We start from the raw sequence: 26,698 nt of genomic DNA, 5'->3' as shown, positions 1-26,698 counted from the left end.
GTCTATGTCCGACAACAGACTCCCCGAAGCCGGCGACCGTATCGCCAAGCTGCTCGCGCGCGCGGGTGTTGCCAGTCGCCGCGAAATCGAACGGATGATCGCCGACGGGCGCGTTTCACTCGACGGCAAGGTGCTGGACACCCCGGCCATCAAGCTGGAGAGTCTGCGCGGCGTGTCCGTGGACGGAAAGCCTGTCGGCGATGCTGAAGACACCCGTCTGTTTGCCTTCCACAAACCGTCGGGCCTCATCACTGCAGAGAGGGATCCCAAGGGGCGCCCCACAATTTACACCGCGCTGCGTAATGCACTGCCCAAGGATGCTGGCCGAGTAATGCCGGTCGGTCGCCTCGACTTCAACACCGAAGGTCTTTTGCTCCTTACCAACGACGGTGAAATGAAGCGCGCGATGGAATTGCCCTCTTCAGGAGTCCCGCGCACATATCGCGCGCGCGCCTTCGGCGAGATTACGCAAAGCCAATTGGACGAGCTGATCGAAGGAGTAGAAATCGACGGTATCCGCTACGGGCAGATCGAGGCCAATCTGGAGAGGGGTTCTGGGCGTAACCGCTGGATTGAAATGACACTGCGGGAAGGAAAGAACCGCGAAGTTCGGCGCATTCTCGAGCACTTAGGGCTGGAGGTGAATCGTCTCCTGCGCATCGGGTACGGCCCTTTCCATCTCGGCGACCTACCCCGCGGCCAGGCCATCGAATTGAAACGCGGCGATGTAGAAGCGTTTAAGCGCGACTTGTCGCGCGGAGGGCGCAAGTGAGGATCATTGCCGGGGAATGGCGAGGACGCAAATTGATCGCACCTAAAGGTGATGCCACCCGCCCCACCGCCGATCGTACTCGCGAAACGCTGTTCAGCATGCTCAACAGCCGTCTCGGCAGTTTCGAGGGACTTTCGGTGCTCGACCTTTTTGCCGGTTCAGGTGCACTCGGGCTGGAGGCACTTTCCCGTGGTGCGGCGCACTGCCTGTTCGTCGAACAGGATGCCGACGCAGTGAAGGCGATACGGGCGAATGTAGAGGCTTTCGATGCTCGCGGTCGTGCTCAGGTGCAGCAGGGTTCGGTGATGAGTCTCGGGCCTGCAAAAACTGTCCACGATCTCATTCTGCTGGATCCGCCCTATGAGACAGGAGCAGGCCAGGTGGCGCTGGATCGGATGGTCCGGCTCGGATGGATCGGGCCGGCGACCTGGATTGCGCTTGAAACCCGCAAGAACGAGGAAATCGCGATCAAGAAGCTCGAAATCGAAGCTGAGCGCGTTGTCGGAAAGGCCAAGATTACCCTGCTCTCCCTAGCCAACTGAGAGAGTACGGAAGAAGGGCAGGCCCAACAAAGTGGACCCGCCCCCTCCAAGCGTCGCCGCTAGTAATTAGCGCGGCGGAACATTTCGATCACATATCGTCGTCAGTGTCGGGACGGGTTGCCGGAAGCGGCTCATCGATTTCGCTAGCGGGGCGTCCCGGCCAATATTCCAGCGGACGATTGCCGGTCTTGTTCTTTTCCCAGCCATTAATGCAGCCGTCCTGTTGGTCAGGCTTGCAAATTGGCAGGTCATCGCCATTCGATGTCGCCTGGTAATCGGCTGGCGTTGTCTGAATCACCTCGTTTCGTACGAACCGCGGAGATGCAGAGCTTGTCGCAGAGGCGGTGGTGCGTGCCGTTGTACCAGTTGCGCTCGCGTTATTCTGAGCGTTCAACTGGGCGTTGATTTGTTGCCAGGCCATGGTGCGCTGCTCCGGCGTCATCTCATACACGCGGACACGCTGGTCGTCGTTGAGCACCCACCAGGCGGTGGTTTGGTCATCGTCGAGCGTCCAGTAGTATTCCTGCACCTCGGGTGGCCAGGCATCATATGTCGTACGGCGATCTGTCGGCCAGCCATCATACATCATCTGCTGATCGTCCGTCAGGACGTAAACATCGCCATCGGCATTGACCGCTACCGCATCCTGTGCGGCGGCCGGAGCGGCGGTGAAGGCAAGCGCGGCAGCGCTCGCGAGAATAATGCTTTTCATAGTAATGTCTCCTGAGAGGATCATTGCCACCAATACTATTCAGGAGGGGGCATAGTTCCGAATCTCTTTCGGGCGGCAGGGCTTGTGTTGCGGACGCGCGTTCCCTAGCTGTTCCGGAACGATGCCCGAATTACCAGCCTCTGCCGAAAGCGCCGGAAACGACACGATTCCGCCCTATGCGGCGCGATTGAACCCTCCCCAACGCGAGGCCGTTTTGACAACCGAGGGGCCGGTGCTGATGCTTGCTGGAGCAGGTACCGGCAAGACTGCTGCGCTCACCGCAAGACTCGCACATCTCATCGCAACCCGCCGGGCGTGGCCGAGTGAGATCCTTTGTGTCACCTTCACCAACAAGGCTGCCCGCGAGATGCGCCACCGCGTCGGACGGCATATCGGCGATGCGGTCGAAGGCATGCCTTGGCTAGGGACGTTCCACTCGATCGGCGCGAAGATGCTGCGGCGACATGCAGAACTTGTCGGGCTGCAGAGTAACTACACGATCATCGATACCGACGACCAGTTGCGATTGCTCAAGCAACTGATCCAGGAAAACGACCTGGATGAAAAGCGCTGGCCCGCCCGGCAGCTTGCCGGGCTGATCGATCGCTGGAAGAACCGCGGCCTCAATCCGGGCGATCTCGATGCGGTCGAAAACGAAGCTTATGCCAACGGTCGCGGCACGCAGTTCTACAGGCTGTATCAAGACCGCCTCAAAGCATTGAATGCATGCGATTTCGGTGATTTGCTACTGCACATTCTGAATATCTTCCGGCAGCATCATGACGTGCTGGAGCAGTATCAGCAGCGCTTCAAATACATCCTGGTTGACGAATATCAGGACACCAATCAGGTCCAATACCTTTGGCTGCGACTACTGGCTCAGGCCCGCAAGAACATCTGTGTCGTGGGTGATGACGACCAGTCGATCTATTCGTGGCGCGGCGCAGAAGTCGCGAACATCCTCAAGTTCGAGAAGGATTTTCCCGGCGCAGCGGTAATCAAGCTGGAACAGAATTATCGCTCCACCCCGCAAATTCTTGCAGCAGCATCTGGACTGATCAACGCTAACAGTGAGCGACTAGGCAAGACACTGTGGACCGAACTGCCTGCCGGTGAAAAAGTCCGGATCGTCGGCGTCTGGGACGCGCCCGAAGAAGCGCGTCGTGTCGGCGAGGCGATCGAGCGTCTCGAGAGCGAAGGAGCTCCGCTGGACCAGGTCGCGATCCTTGTCCGGGCGCAATACCAGACCCGCGAATTCGAAGACCGCTTTATCCAGACCGGCCTCAATTACCGCATCGTGGGCGGTTTCCGGTTTTACGAGCGCGCCGAAATCCGTGACGCCCTCGCCTATCTTCGCACCATCGCCCAGCCCGCAGACGACCTCGCCTTCGAGCGGATTTACAATCAACCCAAGCGTGGACTCGGAGCCAAGACGCTGGAGGCCATGCGCCGTCATGCGCGTAAGACCCAGACGCCGTTAGCCGCGGCTTCGCTCGATCTTGCTGATAGCGACGAATTGCCTGCTCGTGCGCGAAACATGCTGATCGGCTTGCTTGGCCAGTTCGTCCATTGGCGGGAGCTGGAGGAAAAGGTCTCGCCCTCCGAACTGTTACGTACAGTTCTTGTCGAAAGCGGTTATGAGGAGATGCTCCAGAAGGATCGCAGCGCTGAAAGCACAGGGCGCCTCGAGAACATGACCGAACTTGCCCGGGCGATGGAAGAATACGAAACCCTCGGCGATTTCCTCGAGCATGTCAGCCTGGTGATGGATAATGATCGGGCAGATGATGGCGAGAAGGTCACCATCATGACTATGCATGCGGCAAAGGGACTCGAGTTCGACCATGTCTTTCTACCCGGCTGGGAAGAAGGTGTCTTCCCCAGCCAACGCGCTATCGAGGAAGGCGGCCTTGCGAGCCTGGAGGAAGAGCGCCGTCTGGCCTATGTCGCGATCACGCGCGCAAAAAGGCGCTGCTCGATCTTTCACGCGGCCAACCGGCGAATATATGGCCAGTGGACCAGCTCCATCCCCAGCCGCTTCATCGAAGAACTACCCGACGAGCACATCGAAAGCGAAACCACCATGAGTGGCGGTGCCTCGCTATGGCGCGCTAACTGGACCGAGAACGAGGACCCCTTCGCACATGTCTCGAACGCGCGCCCTGATCGCAGCACCGCACGCGGACCGGGTTGGCAGCGAGCCCTTTCAACCGGATACGATAGTACACCCAAACGTCTGGCCGAGCCGGGCAAGAGCGCAGCAAGCTTTGCGGCCAAACCCCGCACCGACATCGCTATCGGTGCGCGCGTTTTTCACGATAAGTTCGGTTATGGTGTCGTTACTGACCAGGAAGGAAACAAGCTGGAGATCGAATTCGAAAAAGCTGGTGCAAAGCGAGTGCTCGACAGCTTCGTTAAATTGGCCGACGACTAGATCGCAGGTTCGATTTCGGCCGTCTCTTCTTCGCGCTTTCGACGCCAATAGCGCTGCTCGAAGGGTCTCAGGAGCTCACCGCCCAACCCCCGGGTCCCCTCGGCAATACCGGTTTCACAGTTTAGGTACTGTGACGGGTCGACATAGGTGCCGAACATCTTGTCCCACAACGTGACCGTGTTTCCATAGTTGCTGCCCATCAGCGCTTCGTCACGGATATGATGCAGGCGATGTGCTGCAGGGGAAATGAGGACATGACCAAAGACGCCTAGCGTCCACGGCACATCGGCGTGGATGAAGAATCCCCACCAACCGCGCACGATACCCGCCAGTCCGATCGCCCATTCAGGCACACCCAGCAAGAGCAGCAAAGCAATATCTACACTCACGCTTAGCAACTTGCTCACGGGATGCTTGCGCAGGACCGAGAGCCAATGCATTGCCGTATCGGCATGATGGGTAGCATGGAACGGCCAGAAGAACCTCGTGTGCTCTAACCGATGCCGCCAATAGACGACGAAATCGAAAACGAGCACCGCCGCTGCGAATATCAGGGGATCTGGGATACTGTTCCAGGATGTGGCAAGGACATTCGGGCTTCCAATCGCAGAGCGTAATGCGCCTTCTGGAAATACGAACAGTGGCACCAGCAAGATTGAATTGATGATAGTCAATCCGAGATTTGTGATGAATTCGGATCGCGAGCGAACGACAGCGTCACCGAATGCGCGACGCTTCGTGACAAAGGCCAGTAATCCGAAAACAGTGCCGGTCATGCAAAGCAGCACCAATGTCGACAGCGCAGGTTGAGCGAGGCTTTGCATAGTCCCGCATCATGCGCGAGACATAGTAAGCAAAACGTTAAGTCAGATAGCCGACACTTCGAGGAAACCCGGCTTTGGACCGTTCCATTCACCAGGCGCGGTCGGCGTATCTTCAGCCTCGCTCCTGCTTCGGGCAGGCTTGGACTTTACACCTTCCGACTTTGTCTCTTGCTTCGCGCGCTTTGGCTTGTCCGCACGTTTCGACTTGTTTTCACGTTTCGGCTTATCGTCGCGCGGCCGCTCTTCCGCGCCATCATCCGATTTCGCCGGCTCGATGAGGTCGACCCGAACATCACTCTTCCCAAAAACGGGAATCTTGGTTTCGGTCAGCTTCTCGACGTTATGGATCGCCTCGGCATCTTCCTCGGAAACGAAAGTGAAGGCGCGACCCTTTGCTCCCGCCCTGCCCGTTCGCCCGATACGGTGAACGTAATCGTCGGGATGCCAAGGTGTATCGAAATTGAAAACGTGGCTTACGCCCTTGACGTCGAGCCCACGTGCCGCAACGTCCGAGGCAACGAGGATATTTATGCCCCCCGACTTAAAACGGTCGAGTTCCCTGATGCGGCCCGACTGGTCCATGTCGCCATGGATTTCCCCGCTGGCGAAGCCATGCTGCTGAAGGCTCTTGTTGATTTCCCGCACAGTGGTCTTGCGATTGGCGAAAATGATCGCCGTTTCAACGTGGTCATTTCGCAGCAACCAGCGCAGCGTCTCATGCTTCTGGCGATTTTTCACCGGAATCTTGAAGGCCGTGATGTCCTTATTGGTAGTCGCCGCCCGGCTGACCTCGATCCGCTTGGGATTGTTGAGGAACTTCTTAGCCAGCTTTTCGATCGGCGGGGGCATCGTGGCCGAAAACAGCATCGTCTGACGCGCTTCTGGAAGCTTGGAGCAAATAAACTCGATATCGGGAATGAAACCCATATCGAGCATGCGGTCGGCTTCATCGATGACGAGCAGTTCGCAGCCGTTAAGCAGGATCTTTCCGCGCTCGAACAAATCCATCAGCCGCCCGGGGGTGGCGATCAGAACATCAACCCCATCGTTCAGCGCCTTGATCTGGTCGCCCATCTGAACACCGCCGATCAGGAGCGCCAGCTTGAGGTCATGGTTCTTGCCGTATTTCTCGAAATTCTCGGCAACCTGCGCGGCGAGTTCGCGCGTCGGTGCAAGAATCAAGCTACGAGGCATGAGCGCCCGACGGCGGCCACTCGCCATGATATCGATCATTGGCAACACGAAACTGGCGGTTTTGCCCGTGCCGGTCTGCGCAATCCCGACGATGTCCTTCATCATCAGAACCGGAGGAATGGCTTGCTCTTGAATGGGAGTCGGCACTGTATAACCGGCTTCTTCCACGGCTTTTAGCAATTGTTCGGAAAGGCCGAGATCGGCAAAACTCATGCGGCTATCAAACGCCCCTAATGTTGGAAATGCAAAAGATCGCGAAAAGCTGATCTTCACCGTGCGCGGCTTTTGCGAACTTCCCCGTAGAAGTCAAGGAAATCCGCAGTTCCGACCGTGAGCGGGTTCCATCAGCCAGACTGGGCATCCGGACCTTTGACTGACAGATTAGTCAATTTCTATTGAGCACGACTTCCGATAACGGAGCGGAAATTACGACATTGAGCATTCCGAATTGTAGGGCATTCAACATGCTTCTATTCGATGATTAGGTTTTCGCCCGATTGAGTGCTTAAAGAGCGGGAAACCGTCGCTCCCGAGCACGACTACATACGTATCAATTTCCCTCCGCGCCGAGCGAGAAGAAACAGCATGGTGGGCCAAAAAATCGTATGCAGAATGTCTATTATATATGGCAAAAATCCGGACGGACGATCAGGCTGCCAAAAATCTACTACCTCATTGAATAAAGCGAAAAAGTACACTGCTGCTATTGGTACGTAGGATCTCAGCCGTCGCCGGAACACCAACGCAAACAGAAAGAAGATCGCCATTCCTGCGTGCAGGTGAAGGAGTTCCTCTCCAAGACCTGAATAGGCGGCCACATAATCCTTGAATTCGTCGTATTCTTGCAGCGCGGCATGCATCAGGTCTCGTCCAATCTGCTGTTGAGCAAAGCCCGTTAACTCATTTCCGAGTAAAGTGAAGAGGTGAACATCGGACACGTTAGCAGTTGGAATAAAGTGACCGAAAACTGGTCACTTTCCATTCAAACTCAGTAGGTTTCAATAGGGTTAGTAGCTGCGTTCCAGCACAAGGCGGCTAAATTTTGTCACGCGGCACTTGGCACCCGACCGGCTCATGATCCGGTCTCGCGCCACGCAAAGCTGTCCGTCGTCGCTGCGCTCGACATAGAAGCCGCGATAAAAATCGCGCGGTGAGCAGCCCTTTTCGAGCTGCGCAGCAATTGTTCGTCTGTCGCGCATGAACATTAAAAGATGATCTCCACGATCGGCAACACCGCCGATAGATGCGGCATCGACACATTTGCCTGCAGGTCGTGCAACGACACGGGTACGCGGCTGGCTTGTCACCAAGTCGGTCGTGAAATCGCGTCGGAGCCGGCTTGGAGCCGGCGATATTCGCAATATCACCCGCCGTTCGATCCGGACCTGTTCGCTGGTCGAAGGGCCTATGCCGTCCAAAATCGGCGACCATCCCGGAGCATCCGGCGAAAGCGGCAACGGCGAAACCCGCCTGTCGTTTTCGTCGCTTTGGTTCGCCACCTGTCCACGAACGTCCTGTTCAGCGCCAGGGGCACCAAAAAGTCCCAGTGGCAACAGAAGCGCGAACGGCGCAAAGAGGACGAAAAAGCTTGGCATCGGTGGTGCTGTTTCCCTCCTTCATCCGGTTCATGAGCCCTGCGGCTTGCGTCACGGTGTCCGTTTGATCCCATACGTTTGAATATCGGCTTAATTGGATCGATGCCGATGACAAGAGTTGACCATTGAGGCATGAGCCGATGGATGAAGAATCTCGATCAATTCGTCATGGAAGCCGCCAACCTGCTTGGAAAGCGTGGATTTACGAGGGATCCCGATATAATCGAGCCCTGGTTAACCGACTGGCGTGGGCGGTATACAGGCAAGGCTCTCGGCCTTGCCTCGCCGGCCACAACGGCAGAGGTCGCAGCATTCGTTAGACTTTGCGCGGGACATGGCGTCCCGATCGTCCCCCAAGGTGGCAACAGTGGCATGTCCGGCGGTGCCACGCCGGATTCATCAGGCACAACGGTGCTCCTCTCACTTCGCCGGATGAACCGGATCCGCTCGTTCGACGAAATGGCTAGTCAGATTACGTGCGAGGCTGGGGTTATCCTGCAAACCCTGCATGATGCAGCGCAAGAGCGACGGCTCCGGTTTCCCCTGACGTTAGGCGGCAAGGGATCGGCAACGATCGGAGGCCTTGTTTCGACCAATGCCGGCGGCACCCAGGTCTTGCGCCATGGTACGATGCGCAATCAGGTTCTTGGTCTGGAGGCGGTGATGGCCGACGGCTCCGTCTTCGACACTCTCACGCCGCTCAAGAAGGATAATCGCGGCTTCGATCTCAAGCAGATCCTGATCGGTTCGGAGGGTACCCTGGGAATCGTGACTGCTGCCACTCTTCGATTGCTGCCCGAAATCGGCGGGCGCCGGGTCATCTGGATAGGGCTCCGTTCCATTCAGCATGCCCGTCGGTTGCTGCGGCATGTCCAGGAAATGGCAGGCGATGCGCTTGAAGGCTTCGAAGTGCTCCCCGCACATAGCCTCGCCGCCGTCCTCGACTATCTGCCCGACGCACGATCGCCGCTGCAAGAGGACTATCCATGGAACGCGCTGATCGAACTGGTATCGGGATCGGACCGATCCGATGGACTGGGCACCATCACCGAAAAGACACTCGCCGCAGCTCTGGATCTGGATATCATCGAAGATGCAGTGATTGCCGCCAATGAAACCCAGGCCGAAGATTTCTGGCTTCTGCGCGATTCCATTTCGCCTGCCAAGAGGGCCATCGGACCGGCGATGCAGCACGATATATCTGTTCCGGTGTCGCGAATGGCAGATTTCGTGGAAGAAGTCGCACCGCGTGTGGAAGAGAGGTTTCCGGGAACGAAGGCTGTAGCTTTCGGCCATTTGGGTGACGGCAACGTGCATTTCCACGTCCTTGCACCGCCGGGTTCGCCTCGCGGGGAATGGGAGCGTAACCAGGGAACAAAAATCAGTATCTATGTTCACGATCTCGTGACGGAATGGGGTGGGTCGATCAGTGCCGAACACGGTATCGGGCAGATCAAACGCTCCGAACTGGACCGCTTGGGCGATCCGGTTGCACTATCACTCATGAGGAGCATCAAGCATGCGCTGGACCCGCATGACCTGCTCAACCCCGGCAAACTCGTCCCGCTTGCGCAAGAAGGTCCAACCCCGTAAGGGCCGCACCTTCCGGCGTGTGATGCTCATCCGGCACCGTCCGCCCTACTCAGAAACGTAAAGACACTCGGAGAATTCTCATGGCGAGCGCGCCGCAGCAGCCCCAACTGCCCCTGTTTTTCAACGACTTGATGCCGCTGAACAGCCAGGATCACAAGAATTACCGTACGCGCAGCATTGATGCTGCGCCATGGCTGGCCAAGGCTCATGCCATTCCACTGACAGTCGACGAATTCGTTCAGGCCCAGCGTAATTTCCCGATCGTCTTCTCGAGCGGTGACAATCCGCTGCCGTTGGCTCTCATGGGCCTCAACGAAGGTGTGAACACTTTCGTCGACGAAGCCGGCAAGGTTACCGAGCAGGTTTATCTTCCTGCGTATATTCGGCGATATCCTTTCATGCTCGCCAGACTCAAGGCAGACGCGACGGACCTTTCGCTTATGTTTGACCCCACCAGCGATGCGGTCGGCGAATTCGACGAAGGGGAGCGTCTCTTCGACGACGAAGGCAAGACGACCGATGCGACCCAGCGCGTTCTGGAATTCTGTCAGCATTTCGAGCAATCTGCTCAGCGCACCCAGGCTTTCCTGACCGAAATCAAGGATGCCGGTCTACTGATGGACGGCGAAGTCGCAATTCAGCGCGAAGGCGAAGATAAACCCTTCGTTTATCGCGGCTTCAAGATGGTCGACCAGGAAAAGCTCCGCGAAATTAGCGCCGAAAAAGCTGCGGAGTGGAACAAGAACGGCATCATGATGCTGGTCAACGCGCACATCTTCTCGCTCGAACTGATGCGTGTAATCTTTGCACGGCAGGTTCAGCAAGGCACTGCTCCGAAGCCGAATGCCCAGGCGAATGCTTCAATGTAAGCTTCAATGGTAGCGCATAAATTCTATTCGAAATGGCGCGGGACGCACGAATGCTCGTACGTCCCGCAGAACAGACAGCGCAGCTACCTTGTATTCGCTACCTGTCTGGCGGCGGTCCTCAGTCTTGGCGGTTGTGCGACCACTACTACCGGTCTCGAAGAAGAAAGTCTCGCTGGCGAAAACCACCCGGCCGTCGACTTTCAGATCAAGGAAGACCGATTATACCAAATTGGATATCGTCTGGGTGTTTCGAATGCTCGCTATTGCGATCGGAAACAGCCAACCCTCGGCCTGATGATCCACGATGCGCGCGCCTATGCCGACGCTGACGACGTGCGCTCGGTCTTAGGATTGTCTGGAGACATTGGTATCCAGTCTGTCGCGAAAGGCTCTCCCGCCCATCTGGCAGGTCTGAAGCAGAACGACATTTTACTGGCGATTGATGGCGTCGAAATCGATCAAATCGGCGATCCCGGCAAACCCGCTTGGTATCGCGCGACGGCCCTTCGTCAATTGATCGACCAATCGGCGCTTGACGGTATCGTATCCCTTACTTGGAGAAGTGCGGAAGGCGTGCTGTTGGTGGACGATATTGACGCGGTCGACTCATGTGCCTCCGTTTTCGAATTGATATCGGGAGATGATGGCGCAGCGGCCGACGGAACCCGGGTTCTTGTCGGAGAAAATTTTCCAGGTTTCGCCTATGCAGAAGATGAATTCGCCGCAATTCTTGCGCATGAAATGGCCCATAATTTACTGGGACATATCCCATTTCTAAAACAGCTCGGCAACGGAGAAGGTAGGGCGCGCAATTCTGAACGCGATGCCGACAGGTTAATGCCGTGGCTGTTGACCAATGCCGGTTATGAGCCAGAAGCTGCAATCAGGATGATGCGTCTCTACGGTCCGCGCCATGGCGGCGGGCTATTGCGCAGACGAACCCACGACGGTTGGGATGAGCGGGTTGTCATGATTAGCGAAGAAGTGGAGAGATTGCAGTCTCTGTCTGGCGGAGAAATCAGCGCGCCCCTAGATTGGCGGATGCATTTCGAACCCATGTTGGAAATGCAATAGACCTCGTAGCATGGGATCGTCCGTTCAATAGCTGCGGTATGCTGCTACGCTACCGGATCACCCCATTGAAGCCGACAATGGCGATACCTATGTCCTTGTTACCGGATGGCGTATCCCCTCATGACCCGTCCGGTACGATGCATCTTTGATGCATTTCCTCCCTGAACCTTGGCCACCTCGTGCATGATGCGCGAGGTGGTTTTTTATTCTGTCATCTCTACTCCGCAGCTTGGCGGAAGGAATTGTCCAATATCAGGTCATTTACCTCGCTAGCCAGCGTCCTCACCAACCCCGCGATCAACCGCGCCACGCCTGGCAGGCGGGCGCTCGGTCGATCAAGACCTGAATCCAGATACGTGGTTCGGCATATCTCAACCTGAATTGCATGAATGCCTCTGCGTGGTGCACCGTGCCTGTCGAGGACATAACCCCCCGCATAGGGCCTGTTGTGTGCAACAGGGCGCCCATGTTCTCCAAAGTAGTTGAGAGCGCTGGCGGAAATTCGCCCATCGCAGCTGGATCCGAACCGATCGCCGATCACCACTTCAGGGGCAGACCAATCTGCTTGTGACGGCTTGAGCGGAGGCATGGAATGCAGATCCATCAACAATGCGGATCCCCAGTTGTCCCGCAGCTGCTCGAGCGTTGCCCCCAAGGCCTCGTGATAGGGCCGATGGATTCTATCAATCCGACGGTCGAGTTCTGCACGTTGCAGGGGACGCTTCCAGATCTCGCCGAGCCCAGGGAGCTTGCGTGGTACGAGCCCGAGACCACTACGTGCCCGACGATTGGCATACGAATGCCGCGTGTTTTCCGGACTCCCTCCGATTACCATCGACCAATCGACATCATCGGGCGCGCGGTTCAGGTCGATCATGGCTCGCGGCGCCTCAGCGCACAACACGGCAGCTCCAGTCTGATTCGCTATCTCAAGAGCCAGCGTATCCACATGGCGGTCTTCCAATCGCATTCGCGACATAGCACTTCTGAAATTGGCGGTAACGGCATCCGGGTAATCCCGCCCACCATGTGGCGCGGCGATAAGGATCGGTACGGTGGGTTTCTTGGGGACATGAAGCGAGAATACGCCACTGCGGTGCTGCGTAAGCGGAGAATCGCAAAGAGTGGGCGCCACATCGCTAGGCAACATTGCATCATGCTGTCCCGTACCTGCCGCGAAGTCAAACAGGCTTGCCCCGTTGAGGGACAATGGTGAACAGATCGGAAGATTCTTTAAGCAGTTTGCGCTATGGGAAACTTATGAGTCAGCCACACCAGAAGAAGATCCTGCTCGCCGAGGATGACGACGCGATGCGAACCTATCTCGAACGCGCACTCGATAATGCGGGCTACGTCGTAGATGCAGTGGACCGCGGCACAGCTGCGATCCCCCTGCTTGAACAGGGAAACTACGATCTTCTCTTGTCCGACATCGTTATGCCCGAAATGGACGGGATCGAGCTCGCTCAGCGCTGCAACGAGATCAGTCCAAGCACCAAGGTAATGTTCATTACCGGCTTCGCTGCGGTCACGCTTAAAGCTAGTCGCGAACAGCCGAATGCCAAGGTGCTCTCCAAGCCCTTTCATCTGCGGGACCTGGTTCTTGAAGTGGATCGCGTGCTTGAAGAAAAGATGAGCGCGCAGCTTTGAGAATATAGGCAAATTTGCCCCTTGTGCGGTCAGAAAGGCCTCGCTAAAGGGCACGCCTGCCGATTAAATCGGTAGATCGATGGTGCGGGCGTATAGCTCAGTGGTAGAGCACTATGTTGACATCGTAGGGGTCCCAAGTTCGAACCTTGGTACGCCCACCATCGAACAAAAGATTGCCTGGCGATGCAATTCACGGCTTTGAGTCATAGCAGCTTGCCAGCATAGCGCGACGCAACCGCGCTCCTATATTTACAGAATCTCACTGTGGCAGAACGCCACCCATTTCGCTCACATCGTGAAGCGCGAGATTTAATGTATGAGTGAGCATCACTCGTTGCCTTAGACAGAAAAACGGCAAAGCCATTTCAAATGTTTGCAAGCCACAAAAAAGCCGACCTCGCTTTCGCGAGGCCGACTTCCGTATAATTTGAACAGATTAGACGCTGACCGGAAGTTCCTCGTCATCATCGCCATCAACTGCAATAATGATACCAGCGATTACAGCTGCAGCGGCCAGAATGGCGAGGATCGTAGCAGAACCACCCATTTCCGACACATCTTCAGCCGGCTGCGAACTGCGCTGCGCATCTGCTGCAGTTGCGACGACCGGCGTTGCCGCCATTGCCACTGCGGCGATCGGGAGCATAAACTTCTTCATGTTCTAATTTCTCCTAGGTTCGGCCACCGCGCTGGATAGCCCTCATTCAGTTGATTCTTAGGAAGGTTTATCCCATCCCTTACCAGAGTTCAACCCCTTCCCAACGAAAGAGCACCCTTGGCTTCGCCATATATTCCTGAAAAATGAAGTTATTGTGAACATCAACTTTCTGCTGCATCCCCTTCTCGGCAAATGTGGCGGAAAAATCACACTCTCCAGCCGATCCCAAGAGTAGGGAGGAAATACTTCCCGAAGGGCGGGAAGATTTCCCTGGCTATAGGCCGATCTTCAAGGGTGAGATCGTGCCCTTCAATGCCGCCTGCCCAGACCAAGCGCGTGCTTGAAGAGCGATCTCCATGAAAAGACAACTGGCAGGAAGATTTTCAATAGACAGATTCAGCCCATCCCCACTAAATTCTCCTTGGGAAAATGGCTCAGGATTTTGAGTGCATCTCAGACTAATTTGAACATCTTCGGATAAATCACGGGGGGTGATTTGATGTTCAGCGACAATTGAAAAGGGAGCTTGTGGAGATTTGATAATCCGCGTCGCAAACACGCCTCCGGAGCCTGGACGAACGTAAAGTTCTAAATCCGCACTATTCAAGCTGGGTTGGGCACGAAAATCAGCCGTAGCTTTCAGGTGCCAATCAAATGGAGCATATGTCGATTCCCAGCTCAGGATACCATCCTCCAACGATCGCCTGCCACTTTGAGCAAATTGGGTGTACAGATCATAGCCCGACTGTAGCTCATTCTGCTGAGCCAGGTTGCGCAAGAGCGATTGATCGAACTTCTGCTCGTTAAAGTCTGCTTGTTTACGCAATTGCACAAGATTAGCTAAAGCCGTAGGCTGTTTCACCGCATAATTTAAGAACTGCTGGTGCCATTGGGACGTGCCATCGAGGACCTCGGCAAACTCCTCAACCGCACCATATTGCGCGAACACCGACAGCAAGACTGGAAACAGTTCACTGGATCTTGAAGGTCGGACACGTAAGATGCCATCGAGAGTTTCCACCGCGCCGGCGTAATTCTCCGAGGCGACGTGTTCCTGAAGTACCAACGCCTGAAGTGTCGGCTCACGCCGGTTCAATTGCGCCGCCAGTCCTATAAGGATTGATCTTGCCTGTGAGTCCTGCTGAGCAAGAGCAAGGATTGCATGCGATTCCGGAGTCAGAGGCTCGTACCTATATGATGTGCGAGCCCAGCCCTCACCCAACTGCGCAGCGCTCTGCGGTTCCCCCGAGAGAGCTACTGACGAAGAAAATATTGCCGATGCGACATTCTCTTGCGCCAAACCGTTTAACGGGAACAACCTAGCTGCGTTTTCTGGCGCTTCGCTTGTCAGGGCGATGCTGGCGGTCTGTATAGCTAAGACCACCGCCAATATCAGGCAGAAGACGGAAACGAAAATCAATCGCAGGGGATTTGCTACTTTCATCGAGTAATGTCTCGGCGGTCAAGCCTTCTCCAAACGATCTTCATCACCATAGCCGTAGCCATAGCCGTAACCGTAGCCGTAACCGTAGCCATAGGCTGAATTTTTCTGGCTCACCTTGGTCACAATTGCGCCATAGACTTGCGCTCCCGAACGCATCAAGCGGCCAAGGGCATTCTCGATTCCCCGGAGCTTGATTTTCTCGGTCTCGATCACGAAGATCACACCGTCCACACCCCTCGACATTTCAATCGCGTCAGCCAGTGCCAGCATTGGTGCGCCGTCGATCAGGACCTGATCATAAACCCCTCTGGTAGCCTCAATGACCTGCGCAAACTTATCGCCAGCAAGCAGTTCTACTGGATTGGGCGGCACCTGACCCATTGGAAGGAAATCAAAACCAAATTCCTCCAGGGAGATAATCTGCGAAAAAATGTCTGTTTCCTGGCTGGCGAGCAAGGATACCAATCCACCCTGATTATAATGGTCTATGGCCAGGGTATCGCGAAGCTTCGAATTGCGAAGGTCAGCGTCGATCAAAAGCGTTCGCTTACCAAGTTGCGCAAAACTTGTCGCAACTCCCACACTGGAAATGCTCTTACCTTCGGCAGGCACCGAGGAGGTGAACATCAGGACTTTTGGCGCACCTTGAGGCGTCAGGAGATTCAGGTTCGTTCTTACGGTGGTGTACGCCTCGTTTATCTCCGATGATCGCTCGGTTATGCGCTCAATTATCGCGCCCTCGGCATTACGGGGAATAGCACCCAACAGAGCAAGTCCGAGACGCCTACGAACATCCTCTGGGTCCTGCAAAGTCTGACTCAACGTCACTTTCAGGTAAACCAAACCAGCGGCGAGAACTAAACTCACGACGAGCGCAATCAGCAGATTTTGGACAAGTGAAGGCGCATAAGGATTCAGGGGTGCCTCAGCCAAATCGATAATCTGGATATTGTTCTGGCCAGCACCCGAGGCCTCCAGCTCCTTGAAACGCTGCAGAAGAGCATCATAAATTTCGCGATTCGTATCGACTTCGCGTTTCAGGATTCCGTAGCGAATACCTTGACCCTGCTGCCCGAGAAACCGGCGCTTCACTTCACCAACCTGATCGCGTAACTCCGCTTCCCTGATGCGAGCGGACCGCAGCAGATCCCTGCCACCGCCTGAGATTGCGGAGCGCAGCGAGTTAACTTCGGCTTGCTTCTCCTGAACTTCTGGATATTCCGGTCCGAAGTTGGCACGCAATACCGCAAGTTCGGCCTCTGCTTTACTCAGGCTTGAAAGCAACTCATTGCGCGGATCGGAGCTCGGGAAATTGCCTCCGACAACAGCAGCCTGTGCACTGATCCGATCGGCAACTGCATCTGCAAGTGCAGCGTTAAGAGCTTGCAAATCAGTACCCACCAGAGTCTGGCCCGCACTTTCGGAACCAGCTTCCCCTCCCGCATTCAGGACCAGAATTTCATTAGCGTTTGCATATTCGACGAGTTCTTGTTCGGATTGAGCGAGGCGCTCTCTAAGTTCCGCGATCTGACTTTGTAGGAAATCACGCGCCTCAATATTTGCCCCAAACCGTTTCTCGTAATTAGCCGCCGCGAACTCCTGAACCCAGAGATTTGCAATCTCAGCTGAGACGACACGGTCCGGACTGGAAAACCTAACGTCAACTAGACTCGACTGTGTGATCGGCTCGATGCCTACATTGTCGAGGAGAACTTCTTCGATCGTCCGCCGTAGACTAGCCTCATCCTCATCAAGGGAGAATGCTTTTCGGAATGCTTCGTCGCGCGTTAGATTGCCCGCCTCCATAACTCGTTCGGCCATGAATTTCGACACTAGCAATTCGTACTGTGTATTGAGGTACTGGAGCTCAGAGACAAGATTATCGCCTTGGACGGTATCGAGATTGGTCACGTCGGTGGTGACTTGAGATACTTCGAGGCGTGCACTTGCGCGGTAGAGAGGAGTAGCCAACAGAGTAGCGAGAACTCCGAGCAAAACGCCAAGCCCGACAATTCCGGCGAGCCAATACTTGAGGTCGAGAGCCTCGTGCCAATAGCGCTCAAGGTCTAGCGCGAACACCCCGTCATCGCCCTCAACCACATTCGCAAAACGCTGTGGATACTCATGGCCCTGAAATTCAGGATCGTTAGGATTATAAGTATTCAACGGCCAATCCGATCAATCAAAATAGCTGAACTTGAGAGCAATGGCGCGTATCTTAAAATGCTGTCCAGCCTTCGGCGATTGGGCGAATCACCGACGATAACGATATCATTGGGATAAACGGTCGGGTCCGCATAATTGCCGCGCTGGATTGCTTCAATATTATACGCTCCGATATAGCGCTGCCCCTCAACCGTTCTGAGAATGAGAACGTCATCCAATTTGGCATATTCAGCTACTCCACCTGCCTGATTAACCACACGCAGCAGAGATTGCCTACCGAGCACAGTGTATTCGCCAGGCTTGTTCACCTGACCTCCAACAGAGACTGTGGGGGGTGGGATTTCACTAGGTATGACGCGCACTTGAGGATTGAGCAAATATTCGCCCCTCAAAAGTTGCGCGATGCTATCTGCTGCATCACTGGGCGCCAAACCACCAAGATTAAGCAATCCTACGAGCGGAAATGAGATTCGCCCCCGCCCATCTGTTAGATAAGTGCCGCTTAATCGTTCTGCGCCAACGACCTCGATCTCGAGAACTTCCTGAGGACCGATCACATAGAGATTCTCGGTGGCAGGTGGTGGCAACTCCTCGAGCTCGGCAATCTCGATTCCGGGCGCTGCGCCATAGGATCGGTCGGTTGCGCATGCCGTCAAGAGGAGTGCCGACGCGAGGACAGGTAAAATATTATCTCGTATTCGCACGAACTTTATCTTCTTCATGTTGCGCGCCGTAGCGCAATTCAGAGTTCGGAGTAGCCGCTAAATAGCAAACCGCCCTTTCGCAACCCGCTTATGTTGCTTCTAACTCACCCACATCTCTTGAAAGTGCTAGTAGAGCCCAAACACCATAGAGTTGAAAGAGAGGAGTCCTCAGGGGATAATCTATGAGAGATGCGCCTGCGATCACCGTAAAGATGCTGAGCCAGAATAGCGCTGATACTCTTGTGTTTCGGTTGTTTACCAACTTGACAACGGATCTTCCGACCCAAACTACGAGCCCAACCAGAAGAACGCCCGAAAATGCGCCCCCCTCAATAATCAACTGCACCCAATCGTTGTGAGCCTGATTGATGTACCTCGGCATCAACAGTTCTGATGGTTCGTAAATCTTATATGCCTGTTCAAACGAGCCAAATCCCGCACCGGCGAGCCAATGATCACCTAACATCTCCACAATCACCGGCCAAAGGGACCATCGTAGATCTGCAAAGCTGTCCCGCGCGAGTATGTCGGCGAAGGCCGGCGAACGACCCAGTGCGATAAAAGCCCCGACAGTAAGGAATATCGCTAGAACAGGAAGCAGCGCCAATAGTTTTGGATGCATGTAAGCCCGGTGTCCCACAGAGTCGGCGGATGAGCGCTCTCTGCGAGCTTCAGGGGCTAAAACGAGCATCGTAAATGTAACTACCAGAGTGCCAATTGCTGCCGCGAAACCAGCTCTCGACCCACCCACCAGAGCAGTTAGCAGAATCAATAAAAAGGCGGCAGGAAAAACCACCCTCGTCCATCCAGAGTGACGCTCGAATCGATCCCGCAGTCCAAGTTCGACAACAATTAGCATCGAACAAGCTGCGAAAATGGCGGCATGATTTTCGTTGGCGAAAATCCCGACTGCTCCGCCCCTGTTTGTAATTTCGTATAAATAAAAGACACTGGAAGGCCCTCCGACAATCTGTAACAGCCCTAAGATAGCATTGAGGACACCAAGGGCAGCTAAAAGATGCAGAAGAGCGCGGGAAGTAGCCCCAAGAGCAAGCGCAAGAAATAAACCTGCAAATGGGACGACTAGGCTGCCAAGCGCATTCCAAGTCCGCATTGGAGATAAGGTTAACGGTCGCCAAACGTTTTCCAGTCCAAGTGCAACATCCAAGGATAAAAGCACACCCCTTTCGGGAAAGTTTGGCCAGATCGAGGGCGGTAGAGGCACAAGTTGCGCGGCAACCAAAAATACAAGAAATGCGAAGAGACTAACGAGAAACGCTTCCTTCTTCAAATCTTTCAGCGAGAGATAGTAGAGCGCGGGTATAAGGAACAGTCCGGACACGGCGCGTAGGGGAACGATTTGAATAGCATCATACCGCGAAGCACCCCCGGTTAATGCGACCACCAGCGCAAACCCCCCTAAGAACACCCACGTCTTCGTGCTGAGAGCCATCATGGCTGTATGTCTACGACTGACTGTCATTTGCGCTGACCCAATAATGCCAATTTTAACCAGTGAATCCGAAATCGCGCGCATCTCTTGTAACCGATGGGAGCGCAAAGCAACCTCACTGTTTAAAGTTTGGGGGAGAGCCTAGGATGCACTTATGGGGCGTTTGACGAGCCCTAACGCCCAGCTCACTCCGGGAACACCCATATGGACATGGATGTCTAGCGTTCACTGCAAAGCATACGTCCGATTTGCTTCGAGAATGACCTGTGTACCGAGGGCTGGAGATCGGGTGACTGTCCTGCCCCATTCCCATTGGCAAAGTAATTGATCGCTGCTCAAGGCTACACCGGCAAAAACGGGTGATCAAGGAGGCAGCGCAACGCCGCGGACTACGCGTGAAACAGGTCGCTTTATTCAGCGGGCGCTCGATGCGAGTGGGCGCTACACAGCGCCTATTCAAAAGGGAGTTCGATACAACCCTCATCATGCGGGCGGGCGGCTGGAAGTCGAAAAATGTGCTCGCCCACTTCCTTGAGGAGGCCGAGTATAACGTCTGTGTCTAAAGCCAATGGGCACCAATGCAGACCCAATACTAAGCCGGTTTGTTCACAAGTCAGGTCAAGGGTCTGATCGCAATCAGACACGCTGCAATTTCATTCAAGTTGCGCATTGTGAGATGCTCGGTGATTGAGTTGCGCGCGCCCTTAGCTTGCCCTACCGAGAAACACGTTTTGAAGTGCAAAAGTTTATGCGGAACAATTTGAATGATTGAGCAACTTAGGCTTCTTTCTACCTTAAGCCGCAGGCAAAAGGTGGCGTTGCAGATTGTCGTCGATACTGGGTTGATCCTCTTTTGCTTCCTCGCAGCGATGGCGATCCGGCTGGAGAGCTTTGAATTTCTCTACAATCTGAAGATTTGGCTGCCAGTCTCTATTTCTGCCGGGGTAGCAATTGGAGCCTTTTGGCTGGCCGGACTCTACCGCACGCTTGTCCGCTTTGTGACAGGCAAGATCCTGACATCAATCGCCAAAGGCGTTTTGGTCTTCGCGATTACCTTATTCGTGACCAACAGCTTGCTGACCTCGGGCATTCCGCGATCTGTACCCATTATATCTGGACTGCTACTTTTGTTGGCGATCGGAGGCCTACGGTTTGCGGTGCGCCAAGTTTTCCGCAAGCCGATGCAGGTCACAAAGAGGCCGGTCGTTATCTATGGAGCAGGCGAGGCGGGCCTTGAACTGCTCAACTCCCTTTTCCACGGTCGCGACTATACCCCCATAGCTTTCGTCGATGATGATTGTCACCTCCAAGGACTCACAATCAGTGGGTTTCCGGTCTACTCTCCGCAAGCAATTTCTAAACTCACCGAGGAAGCGGCATTGGAGGTTGTGCTACTTGCCATGCCCAATCTTTCCCACTCTCGGCGCCGTGAAATATTCACCTCGCTTGAGAGCATGAGCCTAGAAGTCAAAACCATACCCGGCCTATCTGACATAATCAGCGGGAAAGCCAAGATTTCTGAGCTGCGCAATGTGACTGCTGAGGACCTCTTGGGCCGCGACGCTGTGGCTCCGAATGAGAAGCTCTTAAAGCGGACTATCACAGGCAAGGTCGTCATGGTTACGGGTGCCGGAGGTTCGATAGGTAGCGAACTGTGCCGCCAGATCCTCGCCCAGAGACCGGAGGAGCTTATCCTCTACGAGATTTCTGAATATGCGCTCTATTCAATTGAGCAAGAGCTTCGCGAAATGGCGAAGACGCTCGGATCACCAACCAAGCTTATTCCGGTTCTCGGCTCCGTCCAAAATGCCAAGAGGCTTGAAACGGCAATCAAGGCATTCAAGATTCAAACGATCTATCACGCAGCCGCCTATAAACATGTCCCCCTCGTCGAAGAAAACGTCGTTGAGGGCATCCGCAACAATGTATTCGGCACCTTGACCATCGCAAGGCTAGCGCACGAGAACAGCGTCACCAGCTTCATCCTCATATCAACCGATAAGGCTGTTCGGCCAACGAATGTCATGGGCGCCACTAAGCGCATTGCAGAACTCATTTGCCAAGCGTTTGCACAAGACGGAAGCGCAACCAACTTCTCAATGGTGCGCTTTGGTAATGTGCTCGGATCATCGGGCTCAGTCATTCCGCGGTTCCGGTCGCAGATTGAGGCAGGTGGCCCTGTGACTGTGACACACCCGGACATCAATCGCTATTTCATGACTATCCCAGAAGCCTCCCAACTCGTTATTCAGGCGGGCGCTATGGCGAGCGGTGGCGATGTTTTTGTTCTTGATATGGGCGATCCAGTCAGGATCGCAGACTTGGCTGTAACTATGGTGAAGCTTCATGGGCTTACGCCATACTTTGTTGATCATCCTGACGAGGTCGCTCCCGAAGAAGGGGATATCCCGATATGCTTCACAGGGCTGCGGAAAGGGGAAAAGCTCTATGAGGAGTTGCTGATTGGAAACAATCCGCAAGCGACAGAACATCCCCGTGTTATGTCTGCCAAAGAGATTGCAATGTCTCCCGAGCAACTCTTGCCATTTCTTAATAGGCTTCTTGAAGCCTGCAAGTCTTTCGATCTTATAGCAATACGGCAAATACTTAGCGAGCTCCCGCTTGAATACACGCCCCTGGAGAAACAGCTAACAGATTTGGTTTGGGAAGCATCGCGCAAAAGCGAGCCTGCGGAAAGGCAAGCCGAGATCACAAGGATCAGCCAATGAATTCCAACCGCAAAGGTATGGTCGAGGGTCTTTGGGTCAAATTTCTCCACCTGCTTTTCCGAATGAGCCGAGGCTTGACTCTGGGAGTTCGTGCAGTGGTCGTGAATGAAGGTGGAGAAGTATTGCTCGTTCGCCATACCTACACCAGCGGATGGCATTTTCCTGGAGGAGGGGTGGAGCCAAACGAAATTGTCGAGGATGCACTGGCGAGAGAGCTTAAGCAGGAAACCGGGCTCCAATTGATCTCATCTCCAAAATTACATGGCATCTTCTTCAATCATGCGGTCAGCAAATATGATCATGTGCTGGTTTACATTTGTGAGACTCAAGGCGAAGTGTCCTGTGACTTGCTCGACTTGGAGATTTCAAAAGTGGGCTACTTTAGAATAGGCGATCTACCGGAAAAAATTGACCCAGGCACTGAGCGTAGATTGAAGGAAATTGTTGAGCTTAAGAAATCAAGCTTCGTTTGGTAGAGTTTCCCGGATCAAGGCGGAGATTGATTGGTCTTAGAAAACAACTTTGAGCGCAGTCCTCCACATTAAGGCGACATCAAAACAAATGTTCTGGTTGCGTTGATAAATGAGATCTAGTTCCGCCTTTCTGGGAATGCACCTCTGACAGTAAACCAAATCAGTTTCTTCGGGGTTCTTGCATTGGCTCAGCAGTTCCCGCTCTCTCTTACTAAAGTTTAAAGAAGCGAGGCCAGTTATTCCTGGTCGTGATTTCAACACCTCATCATAAATTCCGGGAAAACGTTCGACATATTCGCGTAATGGAGGCCTAGGGCCCACAAAACTAATGTCTCCCTTAACCACATTCCATAGTTGGGGCAGCTCATCGAGCCGAGTAGCGCGCAAGAATCGTCCGCTTCGAGTAATCCGATCGGACTTGTCTCCGCCAGAGACACCCCGGTCTTCAGGCACAACCCTCATGGTCCTAAACTTGACCATTCGAAACGCTTCAGTCGGTGCCTTCATGCGCTCAGAAACATAAAATACCGGCTTACCCTCCAACAAAAAGATCCATACGTAGATCAATATAAAAAGGGGACTCAGGATCAAAGCAAGGCCGATCGAACAAATCAAATCGAAGATTCTTTTAGACAATGTCATTTTTCTAGAACGTTCTTCCACTGACGGACCATCTCCGCGGGCTTACATTCTTCTGATGAGAATGAATAAAATTCACCTAACAGAGAGCAATCCAATACAATGCGCTGCGTGCTATTATCAGCTACGTACCGAGGTGCCCATAGATGTCCTGCGCTATTCGCAAGTTCTTCCATAGCTATCGGTGCGGGAGCCGCAATGTTGATGACTGAAGGCAAGCTCCGTGAAGAAGTTGCAAGCGCGCTGAGAACATTCGCCAAACTCTCTGGCCCCAAATATGAACGGATTGGACCCATACCATCATCATAGATATCGATCATCACAGGCGCTCCTTCGTCTGCCTCAATCAAATTGAGCAGCAAAGCATCAGCACCAGCAACATTGCCGATACGAAGACAACTTACATCGACACCACGCTGTCGCCATTCGATGCAGACTCGCTCCATCTCAAGCTTCGCTTCACCATAGGCGCCCAAAGGTTTACAGATGCTCGACTCCAAAATTGGGCCGTTATTACCGCCGATCCCATAGACTGCGGACGACGATGCCATGAGCACACGCGGAACTTCTGCATCGCGACTAGCAACAATACAGCGATCAGCGATGGTAGCGTTGAGCGATAAGTCCTGTCCGGTCCTAGGCGTTGTTCCGGCAAGCACGATCATTGCACTAATTTCGCCGTAAGTTTCGGTCCAATCGCGCAACGCACCCGAGCCTTCCATTGGATCCCAGCTTAGCTGATCGGGTTTATTCGCCACCCCTTCGCCACGAAATTGCCGCACGAATTGTGGTGATTGAAAATTTTGTTGCTGCCAAGCTACCGAAACAAGCTGACCAACTCGCCCCGAGGCCCCGACGAGAACAATCCGTTCACTCATGGTGCTAAACTCATTCCGAGAATTATCTCATTGGCTTGCGCATCAGGCTGAGCTCGGTTGGCAATAACTTCTGGCGTGTCTTCAGAAACCCGTTGAACGCATAGCACAAGAAGTAATAGAGCGCGCTCGGCAACGGCAATTTCTCAACCTCTCGATAGAGCCGCCAGGTATACTTCGCGGCATTCAACTTGTTGTGCGAGATCGACCCGGGTCGCACACGATACATCGCCAGCGTTTCCGTCAACCCTTCCGCGCGAGACACTTGCCTTAAGATGCGAAGCCACAAACCGAGATCCTGCCGCTTTCTGATAAGTGGCATCTTGATTTTGCCAAGCTGGTCAACGTCATACACCGCCGTGAGGCAGCCGATCACATTATTGCGCAACAAGCTCTTGTATGTCGCTTCTTTTGGTACTCGCCCCCTCCCGATCGCCGCACCAGAACCATCGATTAAGTCGTATCTAGAGAAAGTAAATGGCGCGCCCGTTCTCAGCATATAATTGATTTGAATCGACAATTTGTTTGGAAGCCAAAGATCATCGGCATCGAGAAAGGCAATATAGCGCCCCGAAGCGATGTCGATAGCAGTGTTTCTAGCAACTGCAGAACCCGAATTTGTATCAAGCTGGATAAACTTGATCCGGTTATCGATAACCATTTCCTGCTGGATAATTTGCGCAGTGTTGTCACTCGATGCATCATCAACGATGATGTGTTCCCAGTTTCGATAGTCCTGCTTAGAAACGGATGCGATGGTCTCGCCGATATATTCAGCAGAATTATACGTCGGAGTGATGATGCTCACCAATGGCAACTCTCCTGACAGGACTGTAGTCGACGGAACCGAGTTTTCATTGCACATTTCAATCACCACATTGCTATCCTACCGACAACACATCGGCCCAAGAACACTTTCGGCCCTCGTGCGATGCAATCTCAGCCGAACTGAGGAATCAGAAGCACCTCTCATCTTCAAGCGCACTCATTTTTCGCTCTGTTCAAGCAACTTTGTGATTGCTTTGGCAACACGTTCTTTCGCTGATACAATAGAAGATTCGACAGTTGCATCATGATTGGCAAATCGCGCTTTCCAACTTGCATCAAAATGAGCCATAGCAGCTCCAGCATCTTCTAGAAATTGCATGCGGAATTCGGGCAAAACGCCTTCTTCGACGAAACCGTAATAATCCGACGGGAGTTCATCCATCCCGTCCGTAAAGAATGTGGGCCTGCCCCGATGAAGCGCCTCCATTGCAACGCCGCTATTGGGGACCAAAACAATATCAACTTCATCGAGGAACGATGCCAGAGACTGGCCTTGCTCCTGTAGCGAGACCGACGAACCGGCTTGTGATCTGGAAATTTCGAGACGAAATCGCGGGTGACACCTGATCAATACACCAGAAACTGAAGGTTTGCTGCCGATCTGATCCACAAGCTTCGTTACCCGCTCGACCTGCGGAATCGAGCTCAGGCAAATCCCGACCGTGTAGGGTGGCTGCTTCACCTTGGGGTGCTGAAACTCCTCTCCATAGGGCGGCAGAATCTCGATATTCTCATCCATAGCTACGCCGCGCGCGCGCGCAGATCGCTCGTAGGCCGCAACAGAAGACTGATCGTAAAGTAGAGAAAGGTCATAATTGAGGGGAGGGAAACTCTCTGTCACGGGGGCGTGCTGAATGTAACAAGTCTTCACTCCCATACGGCGCGCAAGAAAAAGAAGTGCCATGGCAACTGGTGAGTGGTCCGACGCGACGCATAGCAGGTGAATGTGCAGAAAATGGGGCCGCTGAGTATAAAGCAGGAAAGAAGCAACTGCGATTGCCGATTGAAGGTGCGGGAGGGGATCTGGACTCCGTTTTCGTTGCAACGCGCAAGCAGCACTCCAGACCTTTGAAATAGAGATCGCGGTCGAAATCCGCGCCCCAAACGAAATAGAAAGGCCGTTCAGATCCACCTCGTCAGTCAACTCGTTGGGCAAACAAGCGTTTAAACGATCAAAGGCCGAAATGTTATTTCGAGTGGGTCCATACTCGAAGATCGACTTTCCAGTCTGCGGGCGGGAAAAGTGAGGATGAAAAAGAATCAGCCCAAATAACATACCAAAGTTGCACATCCTGGACCGAGAACCCAGTTCCACAATCGGGAATAGTAGCCGATAGATCAGCCGCTTCTTAGCAATCCCCGATCGCAACCCTTTGTAGATGGATTGCCCGTGGAACGCTTGGACTTCTTCAAGCAGCTGATCAACTTGTAATGACGATTTCATGCCCTGCCCACAGCACCGGCAGTGAT

24 protein-coding genes and 1 tRNA gene are annotated in these 26,698 nt (G+C 54.1%); 10 read left to right on the top strand and 15 right to left on the bottom strand.

Translation table 11 applies throughout. The features are described 5' to 3' along the window. The first annotated feature begins 4 nt into the window (after positions 1-4). Positions 5-772 carry a pseudouridine synthase gene (locus tag K3180_RS05310; protein WP_221538750.1) on the top strand — a complete coding sequence of 256 codons (768 nt, stop codon included), beginning with the start codon at positions 5-7 and terminating at the stop codon, positions 770-772. After that, positions 769-1,314, top strand: a complete 546-nt coding sequence (gene rsmD, locus K3180_RS05305; protein ID WP_221538748.1) for a 16S rRNA (guanine(966)-N(2))-methyltransferase RsmD — start codon at positions 769-771, stop codon at positions 1,312-1,314. Before K3180_RS05310 ends, rsmD begins: the two co-directional genes overlap by 4 nt. An 88-nt stretch (positions 1,315-1,402) precedes the next feature. On the opposite strand, the gene K3180_RS05300 is transcribed toward rsmD, so the two are convergent. Next, a complete protein-coding gene (locus K3180_RS05300) occupies positions 1,403-2,026 on the bottom strand; it encodes a hypothetical protein (RefSeq protein WP_221538746.1) in 624 nt (207 codons plus the stop codon). A gap of 121 nt (positions 2,027-2,147) precedes the next feature. On the opposite strand from K3180_RS05300, the gene K3180_RS05295 reads away from it, so the two are divergent. Beyond that, on the top strand, positions 2,148-4,460 hold the full coding sequence (locus K3180_RS05295) for an ATP-dependent helicase (protein ID WP_221538744.1): 2,313 nt from the start codon (positions 2,148-2,150) through the stop codon (positions 4,458-4,460). On the opposite strand, the gene K3180_RS05290 is transcribed toward K3180_RS05295, so the two are convergent. From K3180_RS05290 to K3180_RS05275, 4 genes are all read right to left on the bottom strand, one after another. Next, positions 4,457-5,236, bottom strand: coding sequence for a sterol desaturase family protein (locus K3180_RS05290; RefSeq protein WP_247710338.1), 780 nt, complete (start codon positions 5,234-5,236; stop codon positions 4,457-4,459). The genes K3180_RS05295 and K3180_RS05290 overlap by 4 nt on opposite strands. Positions 5,237-5,326: 90 nt before the next feature. Then, positions 5,327-6,691: a DEAD/DEAH box helicase gene (locus tag K3180_RS05285; protein ID WP_221538739.1), complete on the bottom strand. Its 1,365-nt coding sequence runs from the start codon at positions 6,689-6,691 to the stop codon at positions 5,327-5,329. Between the two features lie 326 nt (positions 6,692-7,017). Further along, positions 7,018-7,416 (bottom strand): hypothetical protein, encoded by a 399-nt coding sequence (locus K3180_RS05280; protein WP_221538737.1) that lies wholly within the window; start codon positions 7,414-7,416, stop codon positions 7,018-7,020. A 69-nt stretch (positions 7,417-7,485) separates the two neighbouring features. Beyond that, positions 7,486-7,896 (bottom strand): hypothetical protein, encoded by a 411-nt coding sequence (locus K3180_RS05275; protein WP_221538736.1) that lies wholly within the window; start codon positions 7,894-7,896, stop codon positions 7,486-7,488. Between the two features lie 309 nt (positions 7,897-8,205). Here K3180_RS05275 and K3180_RS05270 point away from each other — a divergent pair, with 309 nt between their 5' ends. The 3 genes from K3180_RS05270 (at position 8,206) to K3180_RS05260 (ending at position 11,609) form a co-directional block, all read left to right on the top strand. Further along, on the top strand, positions 8,206-9,666 hold the full coding sequence (locus tag K3180_RS05270) for an FAD-binding oxidoreductase (RefSeq protein ID WP_247710337.1): 1,461 nt from the start codon (positions 8,206-8,208) through the stop codon (positions 9,664-9,666). Between the two features lie 80 nt (positions 9,667-9,746). Continuing rightward, positions 9,747-10,535, top strand: coding sequence for a SapC family protein (locus tag K3180_RS05265; protein ID WP_221538733.1), 789 nt, complete (start codon positions 9,747-9,749; stop codon positions 10,533-10,535). Positions 10,536-10,541: 6 nt separating this feature from the next. Further along, on the top strand, positions 10,542-11,609 hold the full coding sequence (locus tag K3180_RS05260) for a M48 family metallopeptidase (RefSeq protein ID WP_221538730.1): 1,068 nt from the start codon (positions 10,542-10,544) through the stop codon (positions 11,607-11,609). Positions 11,610-11,826: 217 nt separating this feature from the next. Here K3180_RS05260 and K3180_RS05255 read toward each other — a convergent pair whose 3' ends face one another. After that, a complete protein-coding gene (locus tag K3180_RS05255) occupies positions 11,827-12,759 on the bottom strand; it encodes an N-formylglutamate amidohydrolase (protein WP_221538728.1) in 933 nt (310 codons plus the stop codon). 110 nt (positions 12,760-12,869) lie between these two features. On the opposite strand from K3180_RS05255, the gene cpdR reads away from it, so the two are divergent. Both cpdR and K3180_RS05245 read left to right on the top strand, forming a co-directional pair. Then, positions 12,870-13,259, top strand: a complete 390-nt coding sequence (gene cpdR, locus K3180_RS05250) for a cell cycle two-component system response regulator CpdR (protein WP_221538726.1) — start codon at positions 12,870-12,872, stop codon at positions 13,257-13,259. An 86-nt stretch (positions 13,260-13,345) separates the two neighbouring features. Then, positions 13,346-13,420, top strand: a tRNA-Val gene (locus K3180_RS05245). A gap of 275 nt (positions 13,421-13,695) precedes the next feature. Here the strand turns inward: K3180_RS05245 and K3180_RS05240 are convergent. The 5 genes from K3180_RS05240 to K3180_RS05220 all read right to left on the bottom strand — a co-directional run bounded on the left by K3180_RS05240 (position 13,696) and on the right by K3180_RS05220 (position 19,768). Further along, the gene (locus K3180_RS05240; RefSeq protein WP_221538724.1) at positions 13,696-13,917 is read right to left on the bottom strand and encodes a hypothetical protein; all 222 of its coding nucleotides are present in this window, start codon (positions 13,915-13,917) and stop codon (positions 13,696-13,698) included. 274 nt (positions 13,918-14,191) lie between these two features. Beyond that, positions 14,192-15,361 carry a hypothetical protein gene (locus K3180_RS05235; protein ID WP_221538723.1) on the bottom strand — a complete coding sequence of 390 codons (1,170 nt, stop codon included), beginning with the start codon at positions 15,359-15,361 and terminating at the stop codon, positions 14,192-14,194. An 18-nt stretch (positions 15,362-15,379) separates the two neighbouring features. Then, entirely contained in the window at positions 15,380-17,527 is a 2,148-nt protein-coding gene (locus K3180_RS05230; protein WP_221538721.1) for a GumC family protein, read from the bottom strand. Continuing rightward, a complete protein-coding gene (locus K3180_RS05225; RefSeq protein WP_221538719.1) occupies positions 17,524-18,249 on the bottom strand; it encodes a polysaccharide biosynthesis/export family protein in 726 nt (241 codons plus the stop codon). The genes K3180_RS05230 and K3180_RS05225 overlap by 4 nt, the downstream gene beginning before the upstream one ends. A 70-nt stretch (positions 18,250-18,319) precedes the next feature. Beyond that, positions 18,320-19,768 carry an O-antigen ligase family protein gene (locus K3180_RS05220; protein ID WP_221538716.1) on the bottom strand — a complete coding sequence of 483 codons (1,449 nt, stop codon included), beginning with the start codon at positions 19,766-19,768 and terminating at the stop codon, positions 18,320-18,322. Between the two features lie 680 nt (positions 19,769-20,448). On the opposite strand from K3180_RS05220, the gene K3180_RS05215 reads away from it, so the two are divergent. Both K3180_RS05215 and K3180_RS05210 read left to right on the top strand, forming a co-directional pair. Then, positions 20,449-22,413 (top strand): polysaccharide biosynthesis protein, encoded by a 1,965-nt coding sequence (locus K3180_RS05215; protein WP_221538714.1) that lies wholly within the window; start codon positions 20,449-20,451, stop codon positions 22,411-22,413. Then, positions 22,410-22,889 carry an NUDIX domain-containing protein gene (locus tag K3180_RS05210; RefSeq protein ID WP_221538712.1) on the top strand — a complete coding sequence of 160 codons (480 nt, stop codon included), beginning with the start codon at positions 22,410-22,412 and terminating at the stop codon, positions 22,887-22,889. Before K3180_RS05215 ends, K3180_RS05210 begins: the two co-directional genes overlap by 4 nt. 33 nt (positions 22,890-22,922) lie before the next feature. Here K3180_RS05210 and K3180_RS05205 read toward each other — a convergent pair whose 3' ends face one another. The 4 genes from K3180_RS05205 to K3180_RS05190 all read right to left on the bottom strand — a co-directional run bounded on the left by K3180_RS05205 (position 22,923) and on the right by K3180_RS05190 (position 26,672). Continuing rightward, on the bottom strand, positions 22,923-23,528 hold the full coding sequence (locus K3180_RS05205) for a sugar transferase (protein ID WP_221539005.1): 606 nt from the start codon (positions 23,526-23,528) through the stop codon (positions 22,923-22,925). Further along, positions 23,525-24,403: an NAD-dependent epimerase/dehydratase family protein gene (locus K3180_RS05200; protein WP_221538710.1), complete on the bottom strand. Its 879-nt coding sequence runs from the start codon at positions 24,401-24,403 to the stop codon at positions 23,525-23,527. The genes K3180_RS05205 and K3180_RS05200 overlap by 4 nt, the downstream gene beginning before the upstream one ends. A 22-nt stretch (positions 24,404-24,425) precedes the next feature. Beyond that, positions 24,426-25,208, bottom strand: coding sequence for a glycosyltransferase family 2 protein (locus tag K3180_RS05195; protein WP_221538709.1), 783 nt, complete (start codon positions 25,206-25,208; stop codon positions 24,426-24,428). Positions 25,209-25,385: 177 nt separating this feature from the next. Continuing rightward, positions 25,386-26,672, bottom strand: coding sequence for a hypothetical protein (locus tag K3180_RS05190; RefSeq protein ID WP_221538707.1), 1,287 nt, complete (start codon positions 26,670-26,672; stop codon positions 25,386-25,388). Positions 26,673-26,698 lie beyond the last annotated feature (26 nt).

Origin of the sequence: Qipengyuania huizhouensis, assembly GCF_019711635.1 — a bacterium.
GTDB classification, from domain to species: Bacteria; Pseudomonadota; Alphaproteobacteria; order Sphingomonadales; family Sphingomonadaceae; genus Qipengyuania; species Qipengyuania huizhouensis.
The sequence above is the reverse complement of the archived record's forward strand: the minus strand, read 5'-3'. Positions and strand labels throughout refer to the sequence as shown.

Coding starts and splice junctions, on each gene's coding strand:
- K3180_RS05235 (WP_221538723.1), bottom strand. CDS start 15,361: ATGAAAGTAGCAAATCCCCTGCGATTGATTTTCGTTTCCGTCTTCTGC.
- K3180_RS05225 (WP_221538719.1), bottom strand. CDS start 18,249: ATGAAGAAGATAAAGTTCGTGCGAATACGAGATAATATTTTACCTGTC.
- K3180_RS05215 (WP_221538714.1), top strand. CDS start 20,449: ATGATTGAGCAACTTAGGCTTCTTTCTACCTTAAGCCGCAGGCAAAAG.
- K3180_RS05205 (WP_221539005.1), bottom strand. CDS start 23,528: ATGACATTGTCTAAAAGAATCTTCGATTTGATTTGTTCGATCGGCCTT.
- K3180_RS05200 (WP_221538710.1), bottom strand. CDS start 24,403: ATGAGTGAACGGATTGTTCTCGTCGGGGCCTCGGGGCGAGTTGGTCAG.
- K3180_RS05220 (WP_221538716.1), bottom strand. CDS start 19,768: ATGCGCGCGATTTCGGATTCACTGGTTAAAATTGGCATTATTGGGTCA.
- K3180_RS05295 (WP_221538744.1), top strand. CDS start 2,148: ATGCCCGAATTACCAGCCTCTGCCGAAAGCGCCGGAAACGACACGATT.
- K3180_RS05260 (WP_221538730.1), top strand. CDS start 10,542: ATGGTAGCGCATAAATTCTATTCGAAATGGCGCGGGACGCACGAATGC.
- K3180_RS05270 (WP_247710337.1), top strand. CDS start 8,206: ATGAGCCGATGGATGAAGAATCTCGATCAATTCGTCATGGAAGCCGCC.
- cpdR (WP_221538726.1), top strand. CDS start 12,870: ATGAGTCAGCCACACCAGAAGAAGATCCTGCTCGCCGAGGATGACGAC.
- K3180_RS05265 (WP_221538733.1), top strand. CDS start 9,747: ATGGCGAGCGCGCCGCAGCAGCCCCAACTGCCCCTGTTTTTCAACGAC.
- K3180_RS05290 (WP_247710338.1), bottom strand. CDS start 5,236: ATGACCGGCACTGTTTTCGGATTACTGGCCTTTGTCACGAAGCGTCGC.
- K3180_RS05310 (WP_221538750.1), top strand. CDS start 5: ATGTCCGACAACAGACTCCCCGAAGCCGGCGACCGTATCGCCAAGCTG.
- K3180_RS05285 (WP_221538739.1), bottom strand. CDS start 6,691: ATGAGTTTTGCCGATCTCGGCCTTTCCGAACAATTGCTAAAAGCCGTG.
- K3180_RS05255 (WP_221538728.1), bottom strand. CDS start 12,759: ATGTTGCCTAGCGATGTGGCGCCCACTCTTTGCGATTCTCCGCTTACG.
- K3180_RS05240 (WP_221538724.1), bottom strand. CDS start 13,917: ATGAAGAAGTTTATGCTCCCGATCGCCGCAGTGGCAATGGCGGCAACG.
- K3180_RS05190 (WP_221538707.1), bottom strand. CDS start 26,672: ATGAAATCGTCATTACAAGTTGATCAGCTGCTTGAAGAAGTCCAAGCG.
- K3180_RS05210 (WP_221538712.1), top strand. CDS start 22,410: ATGAATTCCAACCGCAAAGGTATGGTCGAGGGTCTTTGGGTCAAATTT.
- K3180_RS05300 (WP_221538746.1), bottom strand. CDS start 2,026: ATGAAAAGCATTATTCTCGCGAGCGCTGCCGCGCTTGCCTTCACCGCC.